Origin of the sequence: Microbacterium marinum (genome assembly GCF_014204835.1) — a bacterium.
GTDB classification, from domain to species: domain Bacteria; phylum Actinomycetota; class Actinomycetes; order Actinomycetales; family Microbacteriaceae; genus Microbacterium; species Microbacterium marinum.
This window is the reverse complement of sequence record NZ_JACHMD010000001.1, coordinates 3,038,276-3,054,634: the sequence shown is the minus strand read 5'-3', so window position 1 is coordinate 3,054,634 and position 16,359 is coordinate 3,038,276. Positions and strand designations below refer to the sequence as shown.

Below are 16,359 nucleotides of genomic sequence, written 5' to 3'. Positions count from 1 at the left end.
CGGCGTCGGGCGCCCCGGCATCCCCTCGGGTATACATGAGGCATGGCCGTCCGCACCCCCGATCCCGACCCCGACGAGCGCGACGACGACGGGTCGCAACGGGATCCGCTGCGTGATCTCGGGGCGGCATTCGGGCGGTCGGAGCGGCAGAGCGCCGACGCGTCCTTCGGAACGCCCGGCGGCGGAGCGGCGGGCAACCCCGCCTGGCTCACCGACGTCGAACTGGCCGAGGCGCGACGCCGGCTGCCGATGCTCTACGTCGAGGCGATCCCCGTCCGCACCGACGGGATGGGCGCCGTCACCGAGATCGGTGTGCTGCTGCGCGCGACGCCGATCGGCGAGATCACCCGCACCATCGTGTCGGGGCGGGTCCGCTACGGCGAGACGGTGCGCGATGCGCTGTTCCGTCACCTCGAGAACGACCTGGGGCCGATGGCCTTCCCGCTCCTGCCGCCTCAGCCGGTGCCGTTCACCGTTGCGGAGTACTTCCCGATCCCGGGCGTCAGCGCGTTCCACGACGACCGCCAGCACGCCGTCTCTCTCGCGTTCGTCGTTCCGGTGACCGGCACGTGCGAGCCGCGTCAGGACGCGCTCGAGGTCACCTGGATGACCCCCGAGGAGGCGTCCTCCGACGCGCTCGCCGCCGAGATGGAGGGCGGCCGGTCGACGCTGCTCCGTCTCGCGCTCGCCTCGGTCGGCGCGCTCCGGTAGGCCTCAGCCGCGCGCACCGCCGGTCAGCCGGGCGAGTTCCGCGATGAACGCGTCGACGTCGGATTCGGTGGTGTCGAACGAGCACATCCAGCGGACCTCGTTCTTCGCGGCATCCCAGTCGTAGAAACGGAACGTCTCGCGGAGCGCATCGGCGACACCGTCGGGGAGTGTCGCGAAGACACCGTTCGCCTGCGTCGGCTGGCTGAAGGCCACGCCGGTGATCGATCCGTCGGCGATCCCCGCCTCGACCGCCGCCCGCAGACGCGCCGCCATGGCGTTGGCGTGGCGCGCGTTGCGCAGGTACAGGTCGCCCTCGTACAGCGCGATCAGCTGCGCCGAGACGAAGCGCATCTTCGACGACAGCTGCATGTTGAGCTTGCGGAGATAGGGGAGGCCCTGGGATGCCGCGGGGTCGAGGACGACGATCGCCTCGGCCGCGAGCGCGCCGTTCTTCGTGCCGCCGGCGCTGACGAGGTCGACACCGGCATCCTTGGTGAAGGCGCGGATCGGCAGGTCGAGGGCGGCCGCGGCGTTGGACAGGCGCGCGCCGTCGAGGTGCAGGCGCATGCCGCGGGAGTGAGCGTGGTCGGCTAACGCCCGGATCTCGTCGGGGGTGTAAAGGGTGCCGAGTTCGGTGGACTGCGTGATCGACACGACGAGCGGCTGCGCGCGGTGCTCGTCGCCCCAACCCCACGCTTCCAGGTCGACGAGCTCGGGGGTGAGCTTGCCGTCGCCAGTCGGGACGTTCAGAATCTTGATGCCCGCGACCTTCTCGGGTGCGCCACCCTCGTCGACGTTGATGTGGGCGGTGGATGCCGCGACCACGGCGCCCCACCGGGGCAGCATCGACTGCAGGCCGGTGACGTTCGCCCCGGTGCCGTTGAAGACCGGGAACGCCTGCGCGTCTTCGCCGAAGTGGTGCGCGAAGACCTCCTGCAGCCGTGCGGTGTACACGTCTTCGCCGTAGGCGATCTGGTGGCCGTCGTTGGCGGCAGCGATGGCCGCGAGCACGTCGGGGTGGACCCCGGAGTAGTTGTCGCTGGCGAAGGAACGGACCGTGCGGTCGTGGATCGTCGTCACCGTCCCAGCCTAGATCGAGGCGGGCTGGCGTCGGCGGCGCGGTGCACTCCGGTGCCGCGCCGCCGTATGCGCGTGGATGGGTCATTGTCGATGTCGGAGCCGCGACCTACCCTCGGACCCATGACCGACGCTGAGTCGCGTTCTCCCACTCCGGCCCGCACCGTTCCCTCGAACGGAATGCGGACGTTCCTCCACGTGCTGGTGAACACCGCGGTGGCGAACGTCACGACGAGCTTCCTCTGGTTCGCGCTGACCTTCTGGGTCTATCTCGAGACGAAATCGGTGCTCGCGACGGGCATCATCGGCGGCGCGTACATGCTGCTCCTCGCCGTGTTCGGGATGGTGTTCGGCACCCTCGTCGACCGCTTCCGCAAACACTCCGTCATGGTGTTCTCGGCGGTGTTCACCCTGGCCGCGTTCCTCGCTGCCGGGGCCATCTACCTCGCGCAGCCCGAATCCGCGATCCTCGACCTGGGGCGTCCGTGGTTCTGGCTCTTCGCCGGCGTCATCCTCACCGGCGCGGTCGTCGAGAACCTCCGCAACATCGCCCTCTCGACGACCGTCACCCTCCTGGTGCCCACCGAACGCCACGCGAACGCGAACGGCCTCGTCGGGACGGTCCAAGGCATCGCCTTCATCGTCACGAGCGCGCTGTCGGGCCTGGCCGTGGGCATCGTCGGTATGGGCTGGACCCTGGTGATCGCACTCGGTCTGACCGCACTGCCGCTCGTGCACCTCCTGATGCTGCGCATCCCCGAGGAGCGCCCCGTCCCCGACCCGGGGTCGAAGATCCTCGACGTGCGCGGCGCCGCCGCGGCGATCCGCGCCGTGCCCGGCCTGTTCGCCCTGATCCTCTTCTCCACCTTCAACAACCTCGTGGGCGGTCTGTACATGGCCCTCATGGACCCGTACGGGCTCGAGCTCTTCGCGGTCGAGATCTGGGGCATCGTCTTGGCGGTGACCGCCACCGGCTTCCTCATCGGCGGGGGCATCGTCGCCGCGAAGGGGCTTGGTCGCAACCCGATCAGGACACTCTTGCTGGCGGTGGCGGGCATGGGCCTGCTGGGAGCGGTGTTCACCCTCCGGGAGTGGTGGTGGCTGTACGCCCTCGGCATCTGGGCGTACATGACGCTCGTGCCGATCATCGAGGCGGCAGAGCAGACCGTCATTCAGCGCGTCGTCCCGTTCGAACGTCAGGGTCGTGTCTTCGGCGCCGCGACGGCGCTGGAAGTCTCCACCGGCCCGATCACGTCGTTCGCGATCGCGCCCATCGCTGAGTTCTGGATCATCCCGTATCTGCGGACGGCCGAGGGGGAGCGCGCGTGGTCATGGCTGCTCGGCGAGGGCGAGGTGCGGGGGATCGCACTCATCTTCCTGGTCGGCGGGCTCGTGATGGTGGCGGCGGCCCTGGCCGCCTTCCTCACGCGCTCCTACCGGATCCTCTCCGCCGAGTACGCCACCGCACCGTCCACGGTCGCAGCCGAGGACGGCACGCCAGCGCACGCCCCACCCTCCTCCCGGCACGCCGCCGGAGGAGTGGCGGGCGACTGAGCGCTCAGTCGTCGGTGCCGCGGATGCCCGCCGTCGACGCGATCACAGGGCGCATCTTCTTCTCGAGCGCCTCGAAGAACATCGACAGCGGGAACTCGTCGTCGAGGACCGCGTCGGTGTAGCCCTTCGGCGGGCCGGCGAGCACGTCGTCGGACAGCCCTCGCGCCCACCGCGACGCGGGGTGCGGCGTCACCGTCGAACGCACGAGGTCGTAGGCGGCCAGCCAGTGCGCCACCTTGGGTCGGTCGATCGACTCCCAGTACAGCCGGTCGATCGCGTCCGCGAGCTCGATGACGGCATCGGGAACGCGCTCCCACTCGAACGCGAGCGACGTGTCGGTCCAGTGGAGAACGCCGCGGCGGTGCAGCCAGGCGAACAGCAGCTGCCCGCCCAGGCCGTCGTAGTTGCGCTCCCGCGTGCCCGTGATGGCGAAGCGGAAGATGCGGTCGAAGATCACGGCGAACTGCACGAGGCCCGCCTGGTCGAGCGTCTCGGCCTCGATGCTCGTCAGCTCGGATGCCGCGGAAAGGCGCCGTTCGATGGCGACGCACTCCCTGAAGGCGGTGAGGTCGCACCGGAGCTCTTCCAGTGAGTACAGGAAGTACGGCATCCGCTGCTTGATCATGAACGGGTCGAACGGCAGGTCGCCGCGCATGTGCGTCCGGTCGTGGATCAGGTCCCACATCACGAAGGTCTTCTCGGCGAGGGCCTGGTCGTCAAGGAGCCGAGCGGCGGCGTCGGGGAGATCGAGGCGGGTGATCTCCGCAGCGGCGCGGACCACCCGGCGGTAGCGAGCCGCTTCACGGTCCTGGAAGATCGCGCCCCACGTGAAGGTCGGAACCTCGCGCATCGCGACGGTCTCGGGGAAGAGCACCGCAGAGTTGGTGTCGTAGCCGGGTGTGAAGTCGAGGAGGCGGAGCGACACGAACAGCCGGTTCGTGTAGGTCGTCTCGACCTCGGCGATGAACTCGGGCCAGATGACCTCCACGAGCACCGCCTCGACGTGGCGCCGACGCGACCCGTTCTGCGTGTACATCGGGAAGACGACGAGGTGCCGCAAGCCGTCGACGCGGTGCTCCTGCGGCTGGAACGCCGTGAGCGAGTCGAGGAAGTCGGGAACGCCGAAGCCTTCGGCATCCCATCGCTCGAAATCGGCGACGCTCGCGCGGAGGTAATCGCCGTCGTGCGGGAAGGCCGGTGCGAGGGCACGGATGCCGGAGATGATGGCGTCGACGTGCGCGCGGGCCGATTCGTGGTCTTCCGGGCGGGGAACCGAGCCGTCGGCATCCTGCAGTGCCTGCAGAGCCGTGGCGGCGGACTTCAGGAGGCGCCACGCGTGGGAGTCGATGACGGCGCGGGGGTCTTCGACCACCTCGGGCATTCCGATGATCGTCGGGGTGGGGGTGACGGTGCTCATGTATGACCTCCTTACGGCATCGAGGGACGGTTTCAGCGCGATTCTACGGGAAGATTTACGGCGTATGCGACCTTTGTGCAGGAAGAAGCGCGCGTGGTTCGGGTGCGGTAACGTCGCACCGTGGCATCCGACGACCAGACATCCGCCCGCGCATTCGGCGACGACGCGGATGCCGCGATCCTCCGGGAGCTCGCCGTGAACGCGCGGGCCACCCTCGCCGACCTCTCCGCCGTCTCGAAGCTGTCGGTGTCGGCCACCCAGGCCCGGGTGCGTCGCCTTGAGGCGAAGGGGGCGATCACCGGGTACCGCGCGATCATCGACCCCGAGACGGTCGGCAAGCCGCTCGCCGCGTTCGTCGAGATCACGCCGTTGGATCCCGGTCAGCCCGACAACGCACCCGAGCTGATCGCCCACCTCGATGAGATCGAGGCGTGCCATTCCATCGCGGGGGATGCCGCATACATGCTGTTCGTGCGCGTCGCGACGCCACGCGATCTCGAGCGCCTCATCCGCGACATCCGTTCCGCGGCGTCGGTGAACACGCGCACGACGGTCGTGCTGCAGTCGTTCTTCGAGCATCGCCCGCTCGGTCCTGCCTGAGCCCGCCGGCGGGGTCGCCGTGCTGTCAAGAGGTGGCCACCCGAGCGACGGCCGGCTTAGCGTGACGGGATGAGCGAGAACCCGATCGGCGCTGAGGTCCTCGTGATCGCGAACTCGCGTTCGGGCGCCTCGCTCGGGCGCCCTGACCGGGTACCCGACGTCCGGCGCCGGCTGCCGGGCGCGACGGTGCACGAGCTGGGCGAGAACGAGACGCTCGACGACGTGGTGGCGAAGGCGGTCGCGGGGTCAGACGCGCCGCGTGTGCTGGCCATCCTCGGCGGGGACGGCTCGGTCTCCCGCGCCGCTCATCTCGCGCGCCGGCACGACCTCACCCTCCTCGTGCTGCCGAACGGAACCTTCAATCACTTCGCGCGCTCGGCCGGCATCGAAGACGTCGACGCCGGACTCGACGCGTACGAGCACGGCGCGGTCCGCAGCGTCGTCGTCGCCGAGGTGCGCATCGACGACCGAGATCCCGTCACTGTGCTCAACGCCGTCTCCCTCGGCGCATACCCCGAGCTCCTGGTAGAACGCGAGCGCCGCTCGAGTCTCGGCAAATGGTGGGGCGGTGCCGTGGCCGCGTGGCGGGCCCTGCACGACGCACACGCCGTCGGCATCGCTCGACGCGGACGACGAGCCTCGGTCTGGTCGGTGTTCATCGGTGTGGGGCGCAACGATCCCGAGCGCATCGCCATGATGCAGCGAGCGACGCTCGACGACGCCGTCGTCGACGTCCGCATCCACCACGCTCGCGGAACGCGCATGCGGGCGGTGGCATCGCTCGCGTTCGGCCGACGCTCGATCTCGGTGCTGCGCGCGGTCCGCCTCATGCCGCCGGCATCCGATCTCGAACGGATCGTGTCGGCAGACATCGACCTCGAGGTCCGCGCCGGGAGCGCCCCTGACATCTACGTGCACGACGGCGAGCTCGAGCAGGTCGGACAGGACGGGTTCCGCCTGCGCGTCTCGGCGATCGACCAGGGGCTGCGCGTCTACCTGCCCGGGCGCTGACGCACGATACATCGCTGGGTGGATGCCGCCTGGCGCGCCGCCGCGTAACGTCGAAGGGTGTTCCGCCAGCTCCGCCCCCTCCAGGTGGTCTTCGACGTCCTGGTCGCGCTCGGCTTCGCGCTCGTCGCGCTGCCGGCCGAACTCGTCACGTCGGCTGCCCCGGGGACGGAGTGGGTCGCCGTCGTCCTCGTGCTCATCATGGGCGCGGCGGTGGCGGTTCGCCGACTGTCGCCGGGGCTGTCGCTCGGCGTGGCGTGGACTGGCGCGCTGCTGCAGATGACGGCGGAGCGGAACCCCGGCTTCGTCGACATCGCGATCTTCGCGGTGCTGTACGTCACGGCGGCGTACGGCTCGCGCGTCGTGTTCTGGGCGGGCCTCGCCTCGGTCGGCGTCGGCTCGGCGGCGATCACGATCTACCTGTTCCGCTGGGGTCTCATCGGCCAGTTCTCGTGGTCCGACCTCCCCTCCGCCGTCGCCATTCTCATCGCGGCGCTGTTCGCGCTGGGGCTCGCGTGGACCAGCGGCGCCCTCGTGCGCAACGTCCTCCGTGGCCGCGCCACGCGAGCCGCACAGGTGCGCGCCGAAGCCGAGACAGCGGCGGAACAGGAGCGCACCCGGATCGCGCGGGACATGCACGACATCGTCGCCCACTCGCTCGCCGTGATCATCGCGCAGTCCGACGGCGCTCGCTACGCCGCCGCGGCCGATCCCGCCGCCCAGTCGGCGGCGCTCGGCACGATCTCGACGACGGCGCGGTCGGCGCTGTCGGATGTCCGCCTGCTGCTGACCCAGCTGCGTCACTCCCAGTCCGACGGCCCGCAGCCGACTCTCGCCGATCTCGAACAGCTGTACGCGCAGGTGCGCGCGGCCGGGGTCGAACTGCGTGTCGACGTCGATCCCGCACCGCGCGGGGAGGTGCCCGCGTCCGTGGAGCTCGCGGTCTACCGCATCCTCCAGGAGGCACTGACCAACGCCCTGCGCCACGGCAGTGGTGGACCCGTCGACGTATCGCTCGCCTGGTGGGGCGATCGCGTCGATCTGCGGGTGCGCAACGAGGCGGCATCCGAACCCGGCGCCGAGCGCCGGGTGCCCGGGCACGGCCTCATCGGCATGCGCGAGCGCGCGCAGCTGATCGGCGGCCGCCTCGATGCCGGTCCCGACGGCTCCGCGTTCGTCGTGTCCGCCACCCTTCCCGTTCGTGCGGACGATGGGCTGAGCGCCCCCGCCACTGATTCCCCGCGAGAGTTCTCATGACCGTGATCCGTGTCGTCCTGGTCGACGATCAGGCGCTTTTCCGTGCCGGCATCCGCATGGTGGTCTCGTCGCAGCCCGATCTCGAGGTGGTCGGCGAGGCGTCCGACGGCGCGCAGGCGCTCGAGGTGGTGCGCGCCACCCGCCCGGACGTCGTGCTGATGGACATCCGGATGCCGGTGATGGACGGCCTGACCGCGACGGCGACGCTGCTGGGCGACCCCGATCCGCCGAAGGTGGTCATGTTGACGACGTTCGACCTCGACGAGGCGGCGGCGCGAGCGATCCAGCAGGGGGCGAGCGGATTCCTCCTGAAGGATGCCGATCCGGAGTTCCTCCTCGCGGCGATCCGCACCGTGCACGCCGGTTCGTCGGTGATCGCCGCCGCCGCGACCCGACAGCTCTTCGCTTCCCTCGGGCAGCCCACGCGGGCCGTGCCTCCGGCGTACGCCGACCTCACCGATCGGGAGCGGGAGATCTTCGCGCTCGCCGCCCGCGGGCTGTCGAACGCCGAGATCGCCGCGCGCGAGTTCTTGTCGGAGGCGACGGTGAAGACACACGTGTCCCGCATCCTCGCGAAGCTCGCGCTGCGCGACCGCGTGCAGCTCGTCGTCTTCGCGTTCGAACACGGCCTCGCCTGACGCCGGAGGCGGATCATCCTCGCGATGTACGTGCGAGCGACGAGCGACCGACGCGAGGAGATGCGTGTCCTTCGTAGCGTCGAAGACATGCAGATCACCACCTCCGACATGGGCCTCGCCGCCCGCGTCCAGAACCTCACGAAGACCTTCGGCGCGGGCGAGTCGACCGTCCGCGCCCTCGACGACGTCACCGTCGGAATCCGTCGCGGCGAGTTCACCGCCATCATGGGCCCCTCCGGATCGGGCAAGTCCACGCTCATGCACATCATGGCGGGCCTCGACAACCCGACCGCGGGGCGCGTCTGGATCGGAGACACCGACATCACCGGCCTCTCTGACATCGACCTGACCATCCTGCGCCGCCGCCGTGTGGGCTTCGTGTTCCAGGCGTTCAACCTCGTGCCCACCCTCGACGCGATCGGCAACATCATGCTGCCGTTCGACCTCGACGGGCGCCGGCCCAGCGCGCTGGAGCGTTCGCGCATCGACGGTCTCGTGGAGACCCTCGGGCTGACCGCCCGTCTGCGCCACCGTCCGCATCAGCTCTCGGGCGGCCAGCAGCAACGCGTGGCCATCGCGCGAGCCCTCGCCACGTCGCCCGACCTGCTGTTCGCCGATGAGCCGACGGGGAACCTCGACTCGCGCTCGGGCCGAGAGGTGCTCGCGCTGATGGCGAACGCCAGCCGCGACCACGGCCAGTCGATCGCGATGGTCACCCACGATCCCGTCGCCGCCTCGTACGCCGACCGCGTGCTGTTCCTCGGTGACGGGCGGATCGTCGCGGACAAGCCCCGGCAGACCGCCGAGCAGATCTCCGCCCACATGCTCGCGGCGGAGGCCGCAGCGTGACCGCCACGACGACGGTGCCGGCGCGACCGGCCGCCCTGAGCGAGCCAGCGCCGAGCAGCCGATTCAGCTGGCTGCGCGAGCGCGGCATGGGGGCGACCGTCCTCGTCGCTGCGATCTCTACGGCCTTTGGAGTCGTCCTCCTCTCCGCCACGGGGTACATCGCCGCGGTCTTCCGGGCCAATGAGGAATACGGCGACTCCGGAACAATGGCGGCGGTCATCGGCATCCTCAGCATCATCCTGCTGGCGGTCGCCGTCTACGTGGCGGCGATCGTCACGGCGAACACCTTCGCGACGATCATCGCCGGCCGCACCCGGCGCATCGCGCTCCTGCGTCTGATCGGCGCGACGGCGCGGTCGCAGCGCACCGAGGTCGCTCGCCAGGGGTTCATCGTGGGCGCGATCGGCGCCATCGTCGGGCTCGTCGTGGCGACCGTGGGGACGGTCGTGGCGATCCCGTTCCTGGACCGGCTCGTGGGCGTCGCCACCGACTACGCGGTGCTCCAACCCGCTCTCCTCCTGCCGGCCGTCTCGGTGGCTCTCACGACCTGGGCCGCTGCGTGGGCGGGTTCGCGGCGCGTGCTGACCGTGACGCCGCTGCAGGCCCTCGGCGGATCCGTCGAGCAGACCCACGACGAGCTCGCTCACCGGCGCGGGCGCAACGGTGCGAGTCTCACGCTCGGGATCATCGGCGTCGCTCTGATGGTCGGCGGCATCCTCCTCGGCATGCTGTCGCCGATCGGTGTCGTCGTCGCCTTCTTCGGCGGACTCTTCTCGTTCACCGGGGTGACGCTCGGCGCGACGGCGATCATGCCGCGACTCCTCCACGCCACAGGGCGCCTGTTCGGAGACTCGGTCACGGCTCGCCTAGCCGCGCAGAACGCCATCCGCTACCCCGAGCGCTCCAGTCGGATGGCGATCGGCGTCGTCATGGGGGTCGCTCTCGTGGTCATGTTCGCCGTGGCGTCCGAGTCGGCGAAATCCCTCGTCACGGCCTCGGGCGGCGGGACCCCCGACGTCGCCTTCGAACAGATGATGGATTCGTTCTCGACGGTCATGATGAGCCTCGTCGCCGTCAGTGCCGTGATCGCGGCGGTCGGTCTCGTGAACCTCCTCACGATCGGGGTCGTGCAGCGCCGCCGCGAACTCGGCCTGCTGCGCGCGCTCGGGCTGACCTCGCCTCAGATCCGCCGCATGGTGCTCATCGAGGCGGCGCACGTCACCGTGACCTCCCTGGTCTTCGGGCTCGCGCTCGGAATCGCCTACGGCTGGGTCGCGGCGCAGTCGCTGCTCGGCTCGGTGGCCATGCCCCCGCTCTGGATGTCGCCGACGTTCGTCGCTCCGGCCATCCCGTGGCTACCGGTCGTGATCGTGATCGTCGCCACCGCCGCGCTCACCCTGGTGGCTGCGGTCGTGCCCACCCGCATCGCGACGCGCACGGCGCCGGTCGAGGCGCTCGCCGACTGATCGTCAGCGGTCTGCAGATCCGGGCCCGCCGTCCCCGTCCCGGGGTGCGGCGGGCTCGGTCGTTGCGGCGGTGTTTGCGGCTTCGGTGCTCGCGGCGTCCGGGGTCGGCTCCGGTTCGTACGACCAGGTCGGCGCGAGGGCGCGCAGGCGCATCGCTCGGTACTGCCACGTCGCCCACAGGAGAGGCCAGAGCGGTCCGGCGGCGATGCCGCCGATGACGAGACGATCGCGCCACAGTGTCTTGTCGGGGTGGCCGGGGACAGCGCTGACCGCCATCTGGTGATCCCAGACGTCGAGCTGGGAGAGGGGGCCCGTCAGCGGGATGCCGCTGTCGCGCAGGATGCGAACGGGGCCATGCGAGTCCTCCGTGTAGCGGTCCTCGACGTGGATGAGCTGGCGTCCAATGTCGAGGGCGCCGAGCGCGCGCAACTGGACGGGAACGTCGGCGCCCGACTCGAGCGAGGTCGCCGGCTGAGCCTCGAGCGGCACCATCTCGATGAGCGGGCCGTACAGCTCGGCGATGGCTCGGGAGGAGTGGAGGGCTCGCCAGGCGGCATCCGGTGTGCAGTCGAGTTCGAGCTTCAGAAGGATCCGCATGGGTCGAGTCTCGCATCGGACGGTTCGACGGAGTACTGTGGGAGCGCTCCCATCCTCATTTCCCGAAGGACCGCCATGCCGCTCGACCCCGCCATCGAATCGGGCGACCGCTCGCACACCCTCGCCCCCGTCGAATCGGTCGCACAGATCTCGACCCTCCTCCTCGACACGGATCCGACCCTCGACCCTGCGCTCGCGCGGACCGCGCGTCAGGCCGCCGCCGAGGGTGTCGTACTCCTCCGCAACGACGGCACGCTGCCGCTCGAGGGCCACCGGGTAGCCGTCTTCGGCCGTGTGCAGATCGACTGGTTCGCCGTCGGGTACGGCTCGGGTGGAGACGTGAAGGTCCCCTACATCTGGAACCTGCTCGCGGGCCTGCGCGACGCCGGCATCCAGGTCGACGGCGAACTCGCCGACCGGTACGCGTCGTGGGCGGCGACCCACCGGCCCACCTTCACCGCAACGTGGGGCCAGTGGCCGCACCACTTCCCCGAAATGCCGATCTCCGCAGGCGACGTCGCGGCGGCGGCCCTGCGCGCCGACACCGCCGTCGTCGCGATCGGTCGCGCGGCCGGAGAGGCGCGGGAGAGCGTGCTGGAACCCGGCAGCTACTACCTGACCGCCGACGAGCGTGCCCTGCTGGATGCCGTCACCGACGCATTCGCGCACACCGTCGTCGTGCTCGACGCCGGCAACGTCATGGACCTGTCGTGGCTGGCCGACTACGACCGGCGCATCGGCGCCGTGCTGTACGCGTGGCAGGGCGGGATGGAGGGCGCCCGCGCCGTGGCCGGTGTCCTCGCCGGAGAGCTCGCGCCCAGCGGGAAGCTGACCGACACGATCGCGCGGCGCTACACCGACTATCCGAGTGCGCCGAACTTCGGGCACCCGGACGCGAACGAGTACGTCGAGGACGTCTTCGTCGGATACCGCTACTTCGAGACGTTCGCCCCGGAGCGCGTCCTCTTCCCCTTCGGCTACGGCCTCGGTTACACGACCTTCGCCGTGACGGTGGTCGATCAGGAGAAGGATGCCGCGTCGCTCCGGCTGACGGTCGAGGTGACGAACACCGGGTCGCGGGCGGGCAAGGAAGTCGTCCAGGTCTACGCGGGTGGCCCCGACGGCGCGCTCGGCAAGCCGGCACGCGCGCTCGTTGCCTTCGCCAAGACGGCGCTCCTTCAGCCGGGCGAGCGTGAGCGGCTCGAGCTGACGGTCCGTCGCGACCACCTCGCCTCCTACGACGACGGCGGCGCGACCGGGCATCGCAGCTGCTGGGTGCTCGAGCCGGGTGAGTACCCGGTGTTCGTCGGCACCGACGTCCGCTCGGCGGCGCAGGTGGCGGCCTTCCACGTCGCGGATTTGCACGTCGTCCGGCGGCTGACAGAGGTCGCCGCGCCGGTCGTCCCCTTCGAACGTCTCACGCTCGGCCGTGAGGTCGACGGCTCGGCGGTGATCGCGCGTGAGCCGGTACCCACCGCGACCGCGTTGCGCCGTGATCGCATCACGGCAGGTCTCCCGCGGGAGATCACTCCGACCGGCGACCGGGGGATCGGGCTCGACGCGGTCGGGTCGGGCGCGGCATCCCTCGACGAGTTCATCGCCCAGCTGAGTGACGACGAGCTCGCGCTGCTCGCGCGCGGGGACGTGACGATGCACAGTCCGCTCGGCGCTCCGGGCAATGCGGGAGTGCTCGGCGGGGTGTCGGAGTCGCTGCGCGCCAAGGGTGTGCCGCCGATCACCACGACGGACGGACCGAGCGGGCTTCGGCTGTCGGCGTACGCATCGCTCCTGCCCTCGGGCACCGCGCTCGCCTCGACCTGGAACACCGATCTCGTGCGCGAGCTGGCGGCGCTGCACGGCGAGGAGATGCTCCGGAAGGGGTCGGACGTGCTCCTGAGCCCGGGGATGAACATCCACCGCGATCCGCTGTGCGGCCGCAACTTCGAGTACTTCAGCGAAGACCCGGTGGTCACCGGCTCGATCGCCGCGGCCGTCGTGGGCGGCGTGCAGTCGGTCGGGGTGTCGGCCTGCCCCAAGCACTTCGCCGCGAACAACCAGGAGACCAACCGCACCCGCAACGACTCGCGGGTGTCGGAGCGCGCCCTCCGGGAGATCTACCTGCGCGGTTTCGAGATCTGCATCCGCGAGGCGAAGCCGAAGACGCTGATGACCTCGTACAACCAGATCAACGGGGTCTGGGCGCACTACCACCACGACCTCGTCACGACCGTCCTGCGCGACGAGTGGGGCTACGAGGGCGTCGTCATCACCGACTGGTGGATGGAGGATGCCGTCGACCCCGACTTCCCGGCGCTTCGCGACAACGCGTACCGGGTGCGGGCGCAGGTGGACGTGCTCATGCCCGGAGGCGTGAAGACCGAGGCGGGACCCCAGTCGTACGCCGACGACACGATCCTGGAATCGCTGGCTGCGGACGACGGGCTCACGCGTGGTGAGCTGCAGCGGACCGCCGGAAACGTCCTGCGGCTGGCGCTCGCGCTGAAGCCGGTCGTCGCCGCTCGTACCCTGGAGGGATGACCGACTTCACCCAGTCCCGGTACCAGCTGCGTTTCGACTGGGGCGTCGCGGGCCTGCGGCGACTCGGCCCTTCCGATGTCGTCGTCGTGGTGGATGTGCTGCGCTTCTCGTCGACGGTGTCCGCCCGCGTCGCCGCCGGCGAGACGGTGCCGCACGACGAGAGCGCGCACGCCGTGTCGCTGAACGGTGCCGCAGTCGCCTCCGCGGCGGCGGAGCAGGGCGCCGTGGTGATGCTCGGCTCCCTCCGCAACGCTGCGGCGGTCGCGGCGGCGGTGCTCGTCGAGCAGAGCGCGCGCGGGGCCCGAACGAGCGTCAACATCGTCGCCGCCGGCGAGCTGTCGGGGCGCGAGCCCGGCGCCGAGCTGCGGTTCGCGGTGGAGGATCAGCTCGGCGCCGGTGCGGTACTCGCGGCGCTCGAGGCGCGGGGCGTCGACCATTCGTCGCCGGAGGCAGCCGCGGCATCCGAGGCCTTCCGCGGACTGCGGGGAGCGGTGCGGCACCTGTTGACCGCCTGCGGTTCGGGTCAGGAGCTGCTCGCCGAGGGCAAGCGCGATGAGGTCATCGCGGCAGCGACGATCGACGCCGACGATGCGGTGCCGGTGCTGCGGGATGGCGTGTGGTCGCGCGCGTGAGCGGGATCAGCGGGGAGCGAGTGCCGCTCGCCGTGTCGCCGCGCTGATCTCGCGACGACGCCAGCTGATGAGATGACGCTCGTCGAACGTCGGCGCGCAGATCGCGCACGACGTCGCTCGGGTCGCGCGCCGGTGGCGGTAGGCGATGTGGCCGGCGGGGCAGACGCCGACCCAGGGCGCCAACTCGGTGGCGGTCTCGCCGCGGTGCGTCACCCCTCCGGTGTAGCCGAGGCTGCGGGCGATGCGCTTCCAGTCCGCGCCGTGCCCGGCGGCGGGGCCGGCGAGGGCGTGCGCGATCTCGTGGAGGATCGTCTGCCGGTTCGTCTCGTCGTCGTAGCGGGCGGAGAGGTATCGCGACAGCGTGATGCGCTTGCGCAGGTAGTCGCAGGCTCCGGCCCGGCGCTTGGCGTTGTCGAAGGCGAACGACCACGAAGCGTCGAGGTGCGTCCGCAGGAGCTCCTCCGCCTCGCGGCGGACGTCGGTCGGGTCGGTCATGCGACGACGGTAGAGGAGGGGTGGGACACTCAGCTGGCGACCGAAGCGCCGGCGCGTCGCCGGTCGGCGGCCTCGATGGCGAGGAGGGTCGATTCGAGCTGCTCTTCGGGGGCGCCCGCTTCTTGGCGGAGGAACAGCGCCTTCTTGAAGTCGGCTCGCGCCGAGGGGTAGTCGCCGGCGTCGTACGAGGTCTTGCCGCGGTGCTGGCACGCGAAGGCCGCGAGCGCCGCCCAGCCCTGGCCCTCTGCTTCTTCGACGCACATGTTCAGTTCGTGGATGGCGGCGGCGTAGGCGCCGCGGAACTGCTGGATCGTGGCGTGGAGCACGCGGGCGCGCAGGAGGTCCTTGCGGGTGCCGGCCATGCGCGCGAGACGGACGGACTGCTCGGAGACGACCAGCGCGTCGTCGAGACGGTCGAGGACCTTCAGCAGCCAGACGCGCTCGAGCATGGCGGCGAGGCTGCGCTGCTCGCCGAGCTCGGCGAGGCGGTCCCGGCACTGGTCGAGGTCGACGATCTCGCGAAGGGTCTCCGGGTCGTATCCCTTGATGTAGCTCACGGCGACTCCTCCCGAACGCACCCGACGTGTCTGTCCAGTGTCGCCCGAGCGAGGCGGATGGGGCGAAGGGCGCGCCGCGCGCTCAGCGTTCGAAGACGGATGCCGCGGGCTTGGGCGACGGCTGCGCGTCGGCGTCGGTGACGATGCGGGCGCCGCGCGCGAAGGTGTCGAGCTCGTCGCCGTGCGCGACCTTGGCGGGGTGGGGGCCGGCGGCCATGAGGCGGGGGAGCCACTCCATCGGGAGTGGTGAGGCGGAGGCAGCGATGACGATGTTGCCGAATCGTCCGCTCTTGAGCGTGCGCACCTCGGCGAGGGCGACGACGTGCTCGAGGACGGAGCGCACGGTGGCGACCTGGCGGCGGGCGAACGCGAGACCGTTGCCGTCGGCGATGTTGATGAGGAGAATGCCGCTCGGGGCGAGGAGCCCGGCGAGGATGCGGTAGTACTCGACGGTCGTGATGTGGGCGGGTGTCTGGGCTCCGGCGAAGACGTCGGAGACGATGAGGTCGACGATGCCGGTGAGGCCGGCGGGGAGGCGGGCGGCGACGTCGCGGGCGTCTCCGATGCGGACGCGGAGCTGGCCTGTGCGGGGGAGGGGGAGGTGTTCGCGGACGAGGTCGACGAGCGCCTGTTCGAGTTCGATGACCTGCTGGCGGGAGCCCGGTCGGGTGTGCTCGACGTAGCGGGGGAGCGTCATGGCGCCGGCGCCGAGGTGCACCGCCGTGAGGGGCTGGCCGGGGAGCCCCAGCTGATCGATGACCGCGCCCATTCGGGCGACGTATTCGAAGTGCAGGTGGGACGGGTCGTCGAGGTCGACGTGCGACTGCGGTGTCGTCTCGACGACGAGTTCCCACCCGCCGGCGAAGCGACCGGGGATGATCCGCGCCGATCGGCCGTCGGAGAGTCGCACGCCCGGGACGTCGTCGGAGTCGCGCGTTCGGGCCATTGCTCCACGCTAGCCGG

Annotated in this window: 16 protein-coding genes; 10 read left to right on the top strand and 6 right to left on the bottom strand. The window is 70.7% G+C overall.

Annotated elements, in window-relative coordinates:
- Positions 1-42 precede the first annotated feature (42 nt).
- Positions 43-711: an NUDIX hydrolase family protein gene (locus tag BKA24_RS15060; protein WP_184220081.1), complete on the top strand. Its 669-nt coding sequence runs from the start codon at positions 43-45 to the stop codon at positions 709-711.
- A 3-nt stretch (positions 712-714) separates the two neighbouring features.
- Here BKA24_RS15060 and BKA24_RS15055 read toward each other — a convergent pair whose 3' ends face one another.
- Positions 715-1,791 carry a beta-eliminating lyase-related protein gene (locus tag BKA24_RS15055; RefSeq protein ID WP_184220077.1) on the bottom strand — a complete coding sequence of 359 codons (1,077 nt, stop codon included), beginning with the start codon at positions 1,789-1,791 and terminating at the stop codon, positions 715-717.
- A gap of 120 nt (positions 1,792-1,911) precedes the next feature.
- Here BKA24_RS15055 and BKA24_RS15050 point away from each other — a divergent pair, with 120 nt between their 5' ends.
- Positions 1,912-3,342 carry an MFS transporter gene (locus tag BKA24_RS15050; protein WP_281385756.1) on the top strand — a complete coding sequence of 477 codons (1,431 nt, stop codon included), beginning with the start codon at positions 1,912-1,914 and terminating at the stop codon, positions 3,340-3,342.
- 4 nt (positions 3,343-3,346) lie between these two features.
- Here BKA24_RS15050 and BKA24_RS15045 read toward each other — a convergent pair whose 3' ends face one another.
- Positions 3,347-4,759: a DUF6421 family protein gene (locus BKA24_RS15045; RefSeq protein WP_184220073.1), complete on the bottom strand. Its 1,413-nt coding sequence runs from the start codon at positions 4,757-4,759 to the stop codon at positions 3,347-3,349.
- Positions 4,760-4,879: 120 nt separating this feature from the next.
- Here BKA24_RS15045 and BKA24_RS15040 point away from each other — a divergent pair, with 120 nt between their 5' ends.
- The 6 genes from BKA24_RS15040 to BKA24_RS15015 all read left to right on the top strand — a co-directional run bounded on the left by BKA24_RS15040 (position 4,880) and on the right by BKA24_RS15015 (position 10,577).
- The gene (locus BKA24_RS15040) at positions 4,880-5,359 is read left to right on the top strand and encodes an Lrp/AsnC ligand binding domain-containing protein (RefSeq protein WP_184220071.1); all 480 of its coding nucleotides are present in this window, start codon (positions 4,880-4,882) and stop codon (positions 5,357-5,359) included.
- Between the two features lie 69 nt (positions 5,360-5,428).
- Positions 5,429-6,370 carry a diacylglycerol/lipid kinase family protein gene (locus BKA24_RS15035; protein ID WP_184220068.1) on the top strand — a complete coding sequence of 314 codons (942 nt, stop codon included), beginning with the start codon at positions 5,429-5,431 and terminating at the stop codon, positions 6,368-6,370.
- 57 nt (positions 6,371-6,427) lie between these two features.
- Positions 6,428-7,624, top strand: coding sequence for a histidine kinase (locus BKA24_RS15030; RefSeq protein ID WP_184220066.1), 1,197 nt, complete (start codon positions 6,428-6,430; stop codon positions 7,622-7,624).
- Positions 7,621-8,262 (top strand): response regulator, encoded by a 642-nt coding sequence (locus tag BKA24_RS15025; protein ID WP_184220063.1) that lies wholly within the window; start codon positions 7,621-7,623, stop codon positions 8,260-8,262. The genes BKA24_RS15030 and BKA24_RS15025 overlap by 4 nt, the downstream gene beginning before the upstream one ends.
- Positions 8,263-8,349: 87 nt before the next feature.
- Positions 8,350-9,111 (top strand): ABC transporter ATP-binding protein, encoded by a 762-nt coding sequence (locus BKA24_RS15020; RefSeq protein ID WP_184220060.1) that lies wholly within the window; start codon positions 8,350-8,352, stop codon positions 9,109-9,111.
- The gene (locus tag BKA24_RS15015) at positions 9,108-10,577 is read left to right on the top strand and encodes an ABC transporter permease (RefSeq protein WP_425488715.1); all 1,470 of its coding nucleotides are present in this window, start codon (positions 9,108-9,110) and stop codon (positions 10,575-10,577) included. The genes BKA24_RS15020 and BKA24_RS15015 overlap by 4 nt, the downstream gene beginning before the upstream one ends.
- Positions 10,578-10,580: 3 nt before the next feature.
- Here the strand turns inward: BKA24_RS15015 and BKA24_RS15010 are convergent, their stop codons facing one another.
- Positions 10,581-11,174, bottom strand: coding sequence for a hypothetical protein (locus BKA24_RS15010; RefSeq protein WP_246367115.1), 594 nt, complete (start codon positions 11,172-11,174; stop codon positions 10,581-10,583).
- A 75-nt stretch (positions 11,175-11,249) separates the two neighbouring features.
- Between BKA24_RS15010 and BKA24_RS15005 the strand changes: the two genes are divergently transcribed.
- A complete protein-coding gene (locus BKA24_RS15005; protein WP_184220056.1) occupies positions 11,250-13,712 on the top strand; it encodes a beta-glucosidase in 2,463 nt (820 codons plus the stop codon).
- Positions 13,709-14,344 (top strand): 2-phosphosulfolactate phosphatase, encoded by a 636-nt coding sequence (locus tag BKA24_RS15000; protein ID WP_184220053.1) that lies wholly within the window; start codon positions 13,709-13,711, stop codon positions 14,342-14,344. Before BKA24_RS15005 ends, BKA24_RS15000 begins: the two co-directional genes overlap by 4 nt.
- 6 nt (positions 14,345-14,350) lie before the next feature.
- Here BKA24_RS15000 and BKA24_RS14995 read toward each other — a convergent pair whose 3' ends face one another.
- From BKA24_RS14995 to BKA24_RS14985, 3 genes are all read right to left on the bottom strand, one after another.
- Entirely contained in the window at positions 14,351-14,839 is a 489-nt protein-coding gene (locus BKA24_RS14995; protein ID WP_184220049.1) for a SprT-like domain-containing protein, read from the bottom strand.
- Positions 14,840-14,868: 29 nt separating this feature from the next.
- Complete coding sequence (locus BKA24_RS14990) at positions 14,869-15,396, bottom strand: hypothetical protein (protein ID WP_184220047.1); 528 nt, start codon at positions 15,394-15,396, stop codon at positions 14,869-14,871.
- 82 nt (positions 15,397-15,478) lie between these two features.
- Complete coding sequence (locus BKA24_RS14985) at positions 15,479-16,342, bottom strand: spermidine synthase (protein ID WP_184220044.1); 864 nt, start codon at positions 16,340-16,342, stop codon at positions 15,479-15,481.
- Positions 16,343-16,359 lie beyond the last annotated feature (17 nt).